The sequence below is a fragment of the Nocardiopsis sp. CNZ308 genome, from assembly GCF_004217075.1.
The window spans coordinates 3,592,430-3,605,574 of record NZ_SHKJ01000001.1; the positions used below are offsets into that span (position 1 = coordinate 3,592,430).

The window sequence follows — 13,145 nt, forward strand, 5'->3', positions numbered from 1 at the left end:
GAAATACAGCATGTGCACTATGACTCGTTTCGGACCCCTACTATTGCCCCGTGCCATGGTCGGAGTCTCTCCCTCAGTTCAGCCTCGCCGGGACCGTCCTGACGGTCCTGCTGCTCCTCTTCGCGGCGCTCGGCGAACCCCTCCTCGGCAGGAAGGCGTTCACGTGGCTGTCCCGTAGGCGCGACGGCGACGCGCGCGCCCTCACGCTCCTGCACGCCGTCACCATGGGGATCCACGTGCTGTGGGGCCTGGTGGTCTTCGGGGTGCTGCTGCTCTCGCCGAACCTGGTCGCCGCGGACCTGGGCCTGCGCCTGCCCGACGCGTGGGGGCCGATCGCGGGCGGCGCCGTCGGCGGCCTGCTCGCCCTCACGGTGTTCTGGCTGCTGGTCAACGGGCTGCCGAAGGGACCGGGGCGCTCCGGCAGCGGTCACGGCCGCGGCGGGAGGCCGGCGCGCGGCAGGCGCGCCCAGGGCGCGAGCGCCCGAGGGCGGCGCTCCTCCGCGCCGCTCAGCCTCCCCGAACCCGAGCGCGACCGGGGGCTGCTCGCACCGCGCACCACCGCCGAACGGGCGATGGCCGCCGGGGTGGCCGTCACCGGGGGCGTGTTCGGGGAACTGCTCTACCGGGGCCTGTTCATCCTCCTGGTCGCCAGCATGGGCGTGCCGCTGTGGATCGCCGCCGCGCTGTCGGTGCTGCTGTTCTCCGTCGCGCACCTCTACCAGGGCTGGTGGGGCCTGGTCAGCGCCGGCGCGTCCGGCACCCTCTTCACCGTCCTGTACCTGGGGACCGGAAGCGTCTGGGTGCCGGTCCTGGTCCACGTGGCGCTCAACCTGCGCTCCCTGGTCTTCCCGCCCGCCGACGTCCGCGAGGCGGGGGAGCGGGAGCACCGCGAGGAGGAGGGGGAGCCCGAGGCCTATGATGAGTACGACGAGTACGAGCACCACAGCCACGGGTACGAGGACGGGCCCGCCACCGGGGAACAGCCGCTGACCGGCGCCGAGGAGGACGGGGGCGCGGACACGGCGGTGGCGCCCGCGCCACCGGGCACGGGGACCCCCGCGCACGGGACCCCGTCCCACGGAGCCGTGTCGGGCTACGGCGGCGCCCCCGGTCATGGCGGCACCTCGATCCACGGCGACCCCTACGGTCACAGCGGCGACCCCGGACACGGCGGGCACTCCGCTCACGGGGACCTCCCGGCCCGGAGCGCGGACTTCGGCCCCGGCGGGCCCCACACCGACAGCGGTCCCCACACCCGCGGCGGCGCCTTCGAGCAGGACCAACAGGACCTGTACAGCGGCCTGTCCACCTCGGGACCCTCCTCCGGGCACGACGACCCCCTCGGCGGTGGCGGCCTGCCCGGTTACGGTGACCGCTTCGGCGGCGGTGACCAGGGCGGTCACGGCGGTCAACCCGCTTACGGCGGTCATCCCGGTCACGGCGGCCACCGCTCGGACGGCACGCTCCACCCCGCCCCGTCCCACCCCGGCCCCTCCCACGGCGGTCCGCCCCACCCCGCCCCGCCCTATCCCGGCCCCTCCCGTCCCGGTCCCCTCCCTCCCCACGGGGCACCGGCGGGCCCCTCCCACGACGACCTCCCGGGCGGCATCCGCCGCGACGAGGGCCGCGGAGAACGCCGCCCGTACCCCGACGAGTGGATCGACCGCCGCTACGGTGACGCGAACACCACACCAGGGTCCGCCCCCGACCGCTGGAGCTGATCGGGCACGATGGTGGGGTGTCCGACGCCATTGACCACCCGCGCGCCCAACCCCGTGAGCACCGCTACCGGCTGACCACCTCCGACGGGGTCGGCATCGACGCCGTGCTCCTGCGCGGCGCGGGGTCCCGCACCACCGCCGTGATCCTCGCCAACGGGTTCACCGGCACCCACCGCAACCCGAGCACGCGTGCCGTCGCCGAAGCACTGCTCCCGTTCGGCGACGTGATGACCTTCGACTTCCGCGGCCACCACGGCTCCGGCGGGCTCAGCACCGTCGGCAACGCGGAGATCCACGACCTGGAGGCGGTCGCCGTCCGCCTGCGCGAACTCGGCTACACCTCCCTCTCCACCGTGGGGTTCTCGATGGGCGCGGCCGTCGCGATCCGGCACGCGGCCATCTACGGCGGAATGGACGCGGTGGTCTCGGTCAGCGGCCCCAGCCGCTGGTACTACAGGGGAACGCGCGCCATGCGGCTGCTCCACCTGGGCATCGGCCGCAGGGCGGGACGCCTGTTCCTGCGCGGCTTCCGCAAGGTCAGGGTCATCGACAAGGAATGGGACCCCGTACCCGCCGAACCCCGGGAGATCGCCGGGGAGGTCTCCCCGACGCCCCTGCTGGTCGTGCACGGCGACTCCGACGCCTACTTCCCCGTCTCCCACGCCACCGCCATCCACGACGCCGCCCGGGAACCGCGCGACCTGTGGATCATCCCGGGGATGGGACACGCCGAACGCGCCGTGACCCCGGAGCTGACCGCGCGCATCCGCGACTGGCTCGTGGGGAGGGTCGGCGGCGAGAACGCCCGAGCGGACGGCTGAGCGGGGCGGATCGGCACCGCGTCGACAGGTGTGCGCGTGTCGGCTACAAAGGAGGGATGATCCGATCTCGTTCGTCCTCACCCGGGAACGGAACACCCTCGGAGGCGGCCCCGGCCGGGGCCGCCTCCGACAGCGGCACCACCGACACCACCCCGCCCGCCCTCCCCGGCCTGCGCGGACGGGGATTCGCCCTGCTCATCGCGGCGACCGCGGTCGGCCTCTGCGGCTTCGCCGCCGTCCTGCCCCTGGTCCCCCTGTGGGCCAGCCGGGGCGGCGCGGGCGAGTTCGGCGCCGGGAGCACCACCGCCGTCTTCATGCTCACCACCGTGCTCACCCAGCTCGCCATGCCCTGGCTGCTGGAGAGGGGCGGCTACCGCTGGGCGTTCCCGTTGGGCGCCCTGGTGATGGGGCTGCCCACCCCGCTGTTCGCCCTGACCGCCGACCTGGGCCCGCTGCTGGCCGTCTCGGCGGTGCGCGGGGTCGGCTTCGGCATGGTCAGCGTCGCCGGAACCGTGCTCGCCGCCCGCCTGGTCCCGCACCACCAGGTCGGCCGGGCCACCGGCTACTACGGGCTGGCGGTCGGCCTGCCGCAGGTGCTCATCCTGCCCGGCGGCGTGGCGCTGGCCCTCAACATCGGCTTCGATACCGCGTTCTGGCTCACCGGTCTGTGCTCGGTCCTGGGCGGTGTCCTGGCCTGGGGCATCTGGTACGCCGACGGAGGCCGCAACCGGGCGGCGCTGCGGAGCACGGTCCGGGCCGCCTCCGGACCCGGTCCGGACCCCGCCCCGGGCGGCGGTCCCGCCCCAGCCGCGGACGCGTCCGCGGGCCGTCCGCTGCTGCGGGCGCTGGCGGCGCCGCTGGTGCTCATGCTGCTGACCGCCTCGTCGGCCAGCGCGATCATCACCTTCCTGGCCATCCCCCTGGAGCAGGCGGCGTGGCTGGTGGGCGGTGCCCTGGCCGCCTACGCGCTGGCGGTGGTGGCGGGCCGCTGGACCGCCGGGATGCTGCACGACCGCCACCGGCGCGCCCTCCTGCTGCTGCCGGGCATGGTCGGCGCGGTCGCGGGGATGGCCCTGGTCACCGCCGCGCTGTGGTCGGTCGGGGACGCGCCGGGCGCGGGGACGGCGCTGCTGGTGCTCCTGGGATCGACCGTGTTCGGCCTCGGCTTCGGCGCGGTCCAGAACGAGACCGTCACCCTCATGCTGAACCGCGCCGGTCCGGCCGGGTACGGCCGGGCCAGCGCGGTGTGGAACATCGGCTACGACGCGGGTTCGGGAGCCGGGGCGATGGTCCTGGGGCTGCTGATCCAGCTGACGGGGTACGGGCCCGCGTTCGCGGTCACGGCCGTGGCGCTGCTGGTCTCGGTGCCGCTCGCCCTCGGCGGGCGCGCGCGGCGTGGGAGGTCGAGTCGCCCCCTGACCGTCGAGGAAGCCGGTCGGCGGCCGCGCCGCTGACGCTCCCAGCCGGTGAGCATGCCCTCGAACACGGACTCCGCCGGGTAGGGCGGCACGGGACCGTCAGCGGGCACCAGGTGTGCGGCGCCCTCGACAGCCACCCGTTTCCACGCGGAGGGGCGCTCCGGGGCCGCCAGAACCGCGGGCGGGGGAGCGGGAGCGGAGCGTCCGCACGCCCGAGGCGCGGTACGCGCGCTTAGTACGACGAGATGTGCACGTGGTCGTAGTGGTTCTGGGTGTTGTCGCCCCGGTCCTCCATCCACTTCCACTGACGGGAAGCGGAGTGCCAGATCTGCTGCTCCCAGATGATGTACTTGATGCCCAGCCGGTCGGCGTTGTCGATCCCGAACTGGGAGATCTGCGAACCCAGGGACTGGTTGGCCGCCGAGGGCAGCGCACCGCCCGCGCTCATCATGAAGTCGCAGGCCCGTCCCGAGCCGTGGTCGTCGGCGCTGGAGCGCAGGCAGCCGACCGGGTAGGGGGCGCCGAAGTTCTGCACGATCTCGTCGCGGATCGCCGCCATGCGCGGCGTGGCCCCGTCCCAGCCCCAGCCCCGCGCGCTGGCCGGGATGCTGCCGTCGCCCGGGGTCTCGGGGATCTGCTCCGCCTCGTACTCCTCGATCCTGGCCTCGACCTCCTCGCGCTCCTCCTCCAGCGTCTCGACGAGCTCCTCGGCCTCGGCCAGCTCGGTCTGGAGCTCCTCGTTGACCAGGGCCGCCTCGTCCCGCGTCTGGATGAGGTCGTAGATCTGCTCCGACTGGCTCTGCCCGAGGTAGTTCAGCGTCGCGGCGTCGGCGAACATGCTCTCCGGATCGCTGGAGAAGATCACCTGGAACGCGGGGTCGAGACCGCCGCCGCTCATGTACTGGGTGGAGGCGATGGTGGACACACCGGTCCGGGAGGCCTCCAGACGCCCCTCGACCTCCTCCAGGTCCTCCTCGGCCTTCTCCACGCGGTCCTTGATCTCGTTGAACTGGAGGAGCTCGCCGTCGTAGCTCTCCTCCAGCTCCTCGGCCCGCCGGTTCAGTTCGTCGATGTCCACCTCGTCGTTGTCCGGCTCCGCCAGCGCCGTTCCGGGCAGGGCGACCAGCAGGGCCGCCGCCAAGGCGCTGAGGGACAGGGCGGCACGCCTGCCGCGCGCGAATGAGGGAGGAGTGGGTGTCATGTCTGCTCCGAGGATGGTCCGAGCGCATCCGGTCGGCCTGCGGCGTGTGGCGGGGGGAGCCGCGGCGGTGGGAGATACTCAGCAGACCATACGAGATCTTGGCGTTACATGCCTAGTGCGTTACTCACGTGACTTGGGAGACTGCGCGGGGATGTGTCCGAAGATACCCGGAGCCGGGGACCGGACCGAACCCCGGCCGACCGTTCCGGGTCCGGGTCCACCGGAAGGAGGCCGGGGCCCTCAGCTCGCGCCGCCGAAGGCGCTGGGCAGCTGTACGCCCGCGGGCTCGGGGGGCTCGGCGGGCATGAACCAGTCCGAGCGGCGGATGTCGCGCAGGGCCCGCTTGCGCGTCTGCGGGTCCAGGCGCTCGATGTAGACCATGCCGTCGAGGTGGTCGGTCTCGTGCTGGAGGCAGCGGGCCATCAGCCCCGTGCCCTCCACGGTGACCGGCTCGTTGCGCAGGTCCACCCCGGTGACGACGGCGCGCTCGGCCCGGACCGCGGGGTACCACAGCCGGGGGACCGACAGGCAGCCCTCGTCGCCCTCCTGGACCTCCTCCGACAGCTCGGCGATCCTCGGGTTGATCACGTAGCCGATCCGGCCCTCGACGTTGTAGCTGAACACGCGCAGGCCCACGCCGATCTGGTTGGCGGCCAGGCCCGCCCGCCCGGGGGCCTCGACCGTCTCCAGGAGGTCGTCCACCAGCGCCCTGGTGTGCTTGTCGAACCGGGTGACGGGTGTGGTGGGCGTGACGAGGACGGGGTCGCCGAAACGGACGATGGGGCGCATGGTCATGTGCCCCAGGGTAGTCGGAAGCGTGCTCCCGGCGGTACGGAAGCGGAGAATCCGGACTCGGGGCCCGGAGACGGCTCCGGACGGCTCAGGCCGCGGCCAGGCCGGGGCGCAGGGAGTCGTCCAGCACCATCTCGATGTAGTCCAGGGCGGCCCTGCGCCGGGCCAGCGCGCTCTCGTACAGGGAGGGGGCGCTGGCGCTGCGCCGCACGCGCAGGCACTCGTTGACGATGCGCTGCCACCGGTCGGGGAAGGCGTGCAGGGCGTAGGCGCCCGCGCCGCTCTTGGAGGTGATCTCCCCGGTCTTGAGGGTGAAGTGCAGGCGGCTGACGCTCAGCACGCTCCAGGAGGGCGCCAGGGAGCCCAGGGCGGCCAGGCCGCGCGGCGTGACCAGGCGGCCCGCCTTCTCGCGCCAGCGCCGCCACTGCTCGTCCAGGGAGCCCAGCGACCAGGCGCGCAGGCTCTCGGGCTCGTCCCACACGTCCAGTTCGAGCGGGTGCGGGCCGCGCACGGTCACGCCGTGCTCGGCGAGGATGTGCCACGTGACGGGGTTGACGTCGGCGCTGGCCCGGCTGCGGAACCGGCCGCCGATCACCGAGGCGACCGGGCCGCAGGCCGAGGGGTCGCGGGTGAGGTCGTCCCAGGTGACGTGGATGCCGTTGAACTGGGGCCCGGTGGCGGCGGCGCGGACGCGCGCGTGGACGCGTCGCAGCAGCTCCAGCTCACGCCTGCCGGGCGTGTGACCGGTGACGATCACGAAGTCGACGTCGCTGGTGTGCGGGCGGAAGTCGCCGAGGGCGACCGAACCGGTCAGGTAGAGGCCTTCGACCAGGCCGGGGGCCTCCTGGTCGGCGTGCGCGAGAAAGGTCTGGGCCAGCGTCTGCACCCGAGGGTGGACGGCCATGCTCACTCCAGTCTGGATGGTTCGGTGCGGATCTGGGGGCGCGGTCCGTCCGGAGGTGGGGAGTCCGGTCGGGCGGCGGCCCGGAGCGTTCCCGCGGCGTGTGCCGCCTGCGAGTACGCGCTCCATCGGTACCAAGTGTGAGCGGGCCGAGGGGGCCATGGCAAGTGATCGCGCCGGACCCGCATCCTGTCCCCCCACGTCAGGTGGTGTGCGGCTATGGGTGCTTGGGGGAGCACGCACCCTTGACAGGGAACGGCGTGATGTGCAAGGGGTCCTCGCGCGCGTGCGAGGCGGCCCGGACCGGCCGGAGCGGGGCGCGGCGCCGCGCCCCGCTCCGGCCGTGGCCCCGAGGCGGCCGGGCGGGAACGGATACCGGCGGAAAACGGCGCGCTCCGAAGGCGGCCGCGAATCCGCGTCCTCTCAGGCAGGAAGGCTGCCGCACATTCCGCAGCACGTGCATCCGCACCTGGCGAATGCATGGGAAAAGCTTTGCTGGGTATTTCTCTAGAGAGGTCGGGGGGAAAGCGGTTATTCGTCCGCCGGGGAATGGGTGTGGTGTCCGCCATGTCCCGCCGGGGGCCGGTCGCGGGACGGGAGGGAAGGAGCGGTTCGTCGGGGCAGGTGAGGGCGGCCCCCTCCCTCGGTGTCAAGGATAGCCCCCTTCGCCCTCCGGAACCCGTGAGTCCTACACCACTCTCCCGGGAAGTGGACACGCCCCGTTTTTTCGGCGATTGTTATGGTTCACGCAGACCCCCGGTGGTCATAACCACCACAGCCATTGTTCGCTTTTTTCCTCCGCGTAACACCGCACAACCCCCGTGAAACTGAGCCGCTTTACGCTCGGCGGGCAAGGCAGTTCCCCCCGCAGATGTACCGAAGGAGACGTGCATGGTCCCGACGATGGTCCTCGTAGCCGACGACTCACGTGACACCCACCGCCGGGACGCCCTGTGGGGCCTGGCAGAGGCGGTGGCGAGCAGGGGAGAGGTGCCGGTGACCCCGGCCTTCGGCAGCCCCGACGACGTCGCCGCCACCGTCCACTCCGTCCGGGGGCCCAAGGTGGTCGTCCCCGCCTTCGTCGCGGGCGGCGACGTCGCCAGCGCCCACCTGCTCTCCCGGCTCGGCCTCGGCCGTATGAGCGACTCCTGCCAGACCCCGCCCCTGGGAGCGGTTCCGTCGATCGTGGCCGACCTCGCCGGGCGGCTGGCCGACTCCGGCTGGGGTCCGTCCGACGGCGTGGTCCTGGCCGCCGACGGCACCACCGGCACCGAGGAGCACCAGGTCGTCATGGACGTGGCGCGCATGCTCAGCCGCCGCCTCGACTCCCCGGTCCAGGTGGGTTACCTGCGCACCTGGGCGCCCTCCGTGGTCGACGCCGTCGACCGGCTGCGCCGCCACGGCCAGGACAACGTCGCCGTCGCCGCGTGGAGGCTCGTGGACGGCCCCGACTTCGACCTGCTGCGCGGTCTGGACGTCACCGCGATCACCGAGCCCCTGTGGCCCTCCGAGCTGGTCGTGGACACCCTCCTCGCCCAGCACCGGGCGGTCAGGGGGCGCCTGGCCTGAGAACGCGGTCCCCGACGAGCCGACACCGACGGTGACACCGTCCGCCGCACGGGTGATCGCAGGAGTTCGGGGAGCCGCGTCGCCGTTACCGGGCGCGCGCGGATGGGTAGGGGGCAAACGGGCGGGAACTCCCCGCACCCACAAACACGGCATCCGTACCGCGCCGCCTCCCACACGGCGCGGTGACGACCGGAAGCGACTCCTCCGGCGGCCCCCGCCTCCCCCCGCCGGCGCGGAGGTTTCCCCGCGACCGGTCCGGGACCCGAACAGAGCCAGTGCGCCGCGGACCGTGCGGTCCGCGGCTCCGCCGACCCGCGAGGGGCCCACCCCGAACCGTCATCGACGCGAGCGAACCTAAGGTGGATGTATGAACGACGTCACAGCGCAGTTCGTCGATGACCGGCAGCGTCGGCGTCTGGAACGGCGCTTCGGCAGCCACGTCGGCGAGTGGCTGACCGAACTCCCGGGGATCGTCTCCGGGATCGCCTCCGACTGGGGACTGACCGTCGAGGGCCCGGCCCCCCACGGCCGGACCTCCGTCGTCGTCTGCGTCGTGCGTCCGGACGGCGACCGCGCGGTCCTCAAGCTCTCGCCGGACACCGGCCTGGCCGCGTCCGAGGCACGGGTGCTGCGGATGTGGGAGACCTCCGGGCGCGTTCCCCGCGTGTGGGAGGTCGACAACGCGCGGGGGGCCATCCTCATGGAGTGGGTCGGCGGCGACACCGTCGCGGCGGGCGGGCGGGTGCCGCCGATGGAGACCGTCGGCGCGCTCATCTCCCAGCTGCACTCCGTCGAGGTGCCCCGGCGCGAACTGCTCGAACTGCGCCCGCTGACCTCGCGGGTGCAGTTCATCTTCGACCTGTGGAACCGCGAGCGCGCCGAGGGGCCCGCCGCCGAGGTGGTGTCCGCGTCCGCCATGCACCAGGGCTTCTGCCGGGCCCGCGACCTGGCCAACGGCACGGTGGACGTCGTGCCCGTCCACGGCGACCTGCACCCGGGCAACGTCATCGACGGCGGCCGGCGCGGCCTGGTGGCCGTCGACCCGCGCGCCTGCCTGGGGGACGCGGCGGTCGACGCCGTGGACTGGGCCCTGTGGAAGGCCACCAGCCTGCCCGAGGTGGTGCAGCGCGTGGACGTGCTCTCCGGCGTCCTGGGCGTGGACGGCGACCGGATGATGGCGTGGGCGCGCGCGTTCGCGCCCTGCCTGGCGGTGGCCAAGGCCAACCGCGGCCACGGCGGCACCGACGAGTTCGACATGCTCGTCGAACTCTCGGAGGGGGAGGCCTTCGTCCTGTGACCCGTGCCGGACGGCCCCGGCGGCCGACCTCCCCGGCACGCGCCGACGGGTTCAGTCCCCGGGCTGGACCGAGCCCGTCCTCTCGAAGCGGTAGCCCCGGCCCGCCTCCGTGATCAGGTAGCGCGGGCACGCCGGGTCGGGCTCCAGCTTGCGGCGCAACTGCGCCATGTAGACCCGCAGGTAGTTGGTCTCGCTCTGGTAGGCCGGGCCCCACACGTCGTGCAGCAGCTGGCGCTGGCTGACCAGCTGGCCCGCGTGCCGGGCCAGGATCTCCAGGATGTGCCACTCCGTCGGGGTGAGCCGGACCTCCTCGCCCTCCCGCAGCACCCGCTTGGCGCCCAGGTCCACGGTGAAGGAGGGCGTGCGCACCACCGGGGCCTCGTCCACGCGCACCGACCGCCGCTCCGCCGCGCGCATGCGCGCCAGCAGCTCGTCCATCCCGAACGGCTTGGTGACGTAGTCGTCGGCGCCCGAGTCCAGGCAGCGCACCTTCTCCCCGGCCGAGTGCCGCGCCGACAGCACGATGATCGGCACCTGCGACCACCCGCGCAGCCGCTGTATGACCTCCATGCCCTCCATGTCGGGCAGCCCCAGGTCGAGCAGGACCACGTCGGGGTGGTTGTCCGCGGCCAGCCGCAGCGCGGACGCCCCGTCGGCCGCGGTGTCCACGTCGTGCCCGCGCGCCTTCAGGTTGATCCGCATGGCCCGGATGATCTGCATGTCGTCGTCAACGACCAGGACCCGCATCGGTCCCCTCCCCGTCTCCGGTGTCCGTCTCGCTCTTCTCCACAGCACGGAGCGTGAACACCATGGTCAGGCCGCCGCCGGGCGTGTCCTCGGGGTCGAGCCTGCCGTGCATCGCCTCAACGAAACCACGCGCGACCGCCAGACCCAGACCCACCCCCGTGCCCTGGGGGGCGTCGCCCAGGCGCTGGAAGGCCTCGAACATGCGCTGTTTGCCCTCGTCGGAGACTCCGGGCCCGCGGTCCACCACGCGCAGCTGGACGCTGTCACCGTGCGCGCTCGCCGAGACCAGCACCGGCAGGCGCGGGTCCGGGTTGTACCGGACCGCGTTGGAGACCACGTTGGCCACCGCCCGCTCCAGCAGCCCGGCGTCGGCGCGGACGCGGGGCAGGCGGTCGGGCACGTCCACCACGACCGCCTCGTGCGGCAGGCCCAGCAGGGTGACGGGCACGACCTCCTCCAGGCCCACCGCGCGGAGTTTGGGGCGCACGTTGTCGGTGTGCACCCGGCTCATGTCCAGCAGGTTGTCGATCAGCCGGTTGAGCCGGTCGGTGGACTCCTCCACCGTCTCCAGCAGGTCCTCGCGGTCCTCCTCGGTGAGGGTGATGTCGGTGGCGCGCAGGCTCGACAGGCTCGCCTTGATCGAGGTCAGCGGGGTGCGCAGGTCGTGCGAGACCGCGGCCAGCAGAGCCGTGCGGATGCGGTTGCCCGCCACCTGGCCGCGGGCCTCGGCCGCGTCCCACTCCAGCCTCTGGTGCTCCAGCGCGATGCCGATGTGCGCGGCGAAGGCCCGCAGCACGCCCCGGTCGGCGGCGGGCAGCACCCGCCCGCGCAGCGCCAGCGCCAGGTTGTCGGAGATCGAGACCAGGACGTCGGCCTCCTCGGGGGACTCGCACGCCGGGGCTCCCACGCTGTGCGCCGCGCGCCAGCGCTCGTCGTCCAGCCGCTCCAGCAGGGTCGCCGACCGCTGCCCGAAGGTCTCCCGGATCCGCCGCAGCAGGGCCTGGAGGGGCTCCTTGCCCGCCAGGACGCTGCTGGCCAGCAGCGTCACCGCGTCGGCCTCGGCCCGGGCTCGCGCGGCCTGCGCCGACCGGCGCGCCGCCATCTCCACCACGATCGCCACCAGCGCCCCCACCAGGGCGAACGCGGTCAGCGCCAGCATGTTGTCCAGAGACACCGAGGGCCGCCCGTGCAGCGGGGACAGCAGCACGGTGAGCAGCACCGCGCTCCACAGCGCCGACACCAGGGCGGGGCGCAGGCCGCCCACCGCCGCGGTGGCCACGGTGGCCAGCAGCAGGAGCATCGCGTCCGAGGCGGCGCCCACGTCCTCGAACAGGGGCAGCGCCATCACCAGGGAGAGCAGGGTGGGCGCCAGCAGCGCCAGCGACCAGCCGGTCACCCGGCGGTGCTCTCCCAGTCCCCGGCCGGGCGGGGGCAGCGGCCACCGGCCGCTGCCCACCCGCTCGTGGGTGACGATGTGCACGTCGATGTCCCCGGAGTCGCGCGCCACGATCGCCCCGACCCCGGGGCCGAACACGTACTGCCAGGCGCGGCGGCGCGAGGACCCCAGCACGATCTGGGTGGCCTGGACGCCCCGCGCGAACTCCAGCAGCCCGGTCGGCACGTCGTTGCCGACCACCTGGTGGTAGGTGCCGCCCAGCTCCACGAGCAGCCTGCGCTGCCGCAGCAGGTCGTCGGTGGGCGCCTGCGCCATGCCGTTGGGCGGCACCACGTGCACCGCCAGCAGGTGGCTGGGCTGGGGGTGCCCGCCCCGCGAGCGCGCGGCCACGCGGGCGGCCCGCCGGATCAGCGTCTCTCCCTCGGGGCCGCCGGTGAGCGCCACCACGACCCGCTCCCGGGCCTCCCAGGTCCGCCGGATCTCGTGCTCGCCGCGGTAGCGGGCCAGGCTCTCCTCCACCCGGTCGGCGGTCCACAGCAGCGCCAGCTCGCGCAGCGCCGCCAGGTTGCCCTCCCGGTAGTAGTCGGCCAGGGCCGCGTCCACGCTCTCGGCCGGGTGGATGTCGCCGCGCGCCATCCTGCGGCGCAGCTCCTGGGGGGTGACGTCCACGAGTTCGACCTCCGCGGCGCGGCGCACCACGTGGTCGGGGACGGTCTGCCGGGGGCGCACGCCGGTGATCTGGTGGACCACGTCGTTGAGGGACTCCAGGTGGTGGATCCCCACGGTGGACAGCACGTCCACACCCGCCTCCAGCAGCTCCTCCACGTCCTGCCAGCGGGTGGCGTTGGGCGAGCCGGGCGGGTTGGCGCGGGCGAGGTCGTCGACCAGCGCCGTCCCTGGAGCGCGCGCGATCACGGCCGCGGTGTCCACGGAACCGGACGGCAGCGGCGGGATCCGCTCCAGCCCCTCCAGGAGCGCGGAGGTCCGTGCCCGGCGGTGGGTGTGGGCGGCGGCGACCACGACGTCGGTGCCGCGCTCGGCCCGGCTGCGGGCCTCGGCCAGGGCGTTGTGCGTGGTGCCGACGCCGGGGGCCGATCCCAGGTAGATGCGGAGCTTTCCTCGTGCCACGGCATCCATTGTCGGGGCAGGGGAGGGCCGCCGCGGACGGTTCGGGCCGCGGCCCGAACCATCCGCGGCCTCGGGCATGACGCGGCGGCCCGGGTTGGCGATACTGGGGGTGACAACCGACGCACACGCCCGGGCGCCCCTCGCGGGGCGGGGC

Annotated in this window: 10 protein-coding genes; 5 read left to right on the plus strand and 5 right to left on the minus strand. The window is 73.8% G+C overall.

The window, feature by feature from the left end:
• Positions 1–50: 50 nt before the first annotated feature.
• The 3 genes from EV372_RS15665 to EV372_RS15675 are packed head-to-tail and all read left to right on the plus strand — an operon-like array spanning position 51 to position 3,996.
• On the plus strand, positions 51–1,721 hold the full coding sequence (locus tag EV372_RS15665; RefSeq protein WP_130396577.1) for a CPBP family intramembrane glutamic endopeptidase: 1,671 nt from the start codon (positions 51–53) through the stop codon (positions 1,719–1,721).
• Between the two features lie 17 nt (positions 1,722–1,738).
• Positions 1,739–2,542: an alpha/beta hydrolase gene (locus EV372_RS15670; protein WP_130396578.1), complete on the plus strand. Its 804-nt coding sequence runs from the start codon at positions 1,739–1,741 to the stop codon at positions 2,540–2,542.
• 56 nt (positions 2,543–2,598) lie between these two features.
• Positions 2,599–3,996 (plus strand): MFS transporter, encoded by a 1,398-nt coding sequence (locus tag EV372_RS15675; RefSeq protein ID WP_130396579.1) that lies wholly within the window; start codon positions 2,599–2,601, stop codon positions 3,994–3,996.
• Between the two features lie 196 nt (positions 3,997–4,192).
• Here the strand turns inward: EV372_RS15675 and EV372_RS15680 are convergent, their stop codons facing one another.
• From EV372_RS15680 to EV372_RS15690, 3 genes are all read right to left on the minus strand, one after another.
• Positions 4,193–5,161 (minus strand): coiled-coil domain-containing protein, encoded by a 969-nt coding sequence (locus EV372_RS15680; RefSeq protein ID WP_130396580.1) that lies wholly within the window; start codon positions 5,159–5,161, stop codon positions 4,193–4,195.
• Between the two features lie 240 nt (positions 5,162–5,401).
• Positions 5,402–5,956, minus strand: coding sequence for a peptide deformylase (gene def / locus EV372_RS15685; protein WP_130396581.1), 555 nt, complete (start codon positions 5,954–5,956; stop codon positions 5,402–5,404).
• A gap of 85 nt (positions 5,957–6,041) precedes the next feature.
• Positions 6,042–6,857 carry a nucleotidyltransferase domain-containing protein gene (locus EV372_RS15690; RefSeq protein WP_130396582.1) on the minus strand — a complete coding sequence of 272 codons (816 nt, stop codon included), beginning with the start codon at positions 6,855–6,857 and terminating at the stop codon, positions 6,042–6,044.
• A gap of 888 nt (positions 6,858–7,745) precedes the next feature.
• Between EV372_RS15690 and EV372_RS15695 the strand changes: the two genes are divergently transcribed.
• Both EV372_RS15695 and EV372_RS15700 read left to right on the plus strand, forming a co-directional pair.
• A complete protein-coding gene (locus EV372_RS15695; RefSeq protein WP_013151353.1) occupies positions 7,746–8,423 on the plus strand; it encodes a sirohydrochlorin chelatase in 678 nt (225 codons plus the stop codon).
• A gap of 367 nt (positions 8,424–8,790) precedes the next feature.
• Positions 8,791–9,720, plus strand: coding sequence for an aminoglycoside phosphotransferase family protein (locus EV372_RS15700; RefSeq protein ID WP_130396583.1), 930 nt, complete (start codon positions 8,791–8,793; stop codon positions 9,718–9,720).
• 51 nt (positions 9,721–9,771) lie between these two features.
• On the opposite strand, the gene EV372_RS15705 is transcribed toward EV372_RS15700, so the two are convergent.
• Together EV372_RS15705 and EV372_RS15710 are read right to left on the minus strand one after the other, a co-directional pair.
• Positions 9,772–10,467, minus strand: coding sequence for a response regulator transcription factor (locus EV372_RS15705; protein WP_130396584.1), 696 nt, complete (start codon positions 10,465–10,467; stop codon positions 9,772–9,774).
• A complete protein-coding gene (locus tag EV372_RS15710; protein ID WP_130396585.1) occupies positions 10,448–13,000 on the minus strand; it encodes an ATP-binding protein in 2,553 nt (850 codons plus the stop codon). The genes EV372_RS15705 and EV372_RS15710 overlap by 20 nt, the downstream gene beginning before the upstream one ends.
• Positions 13,001–13,145 lie beyond the last annotated feature (145 nt).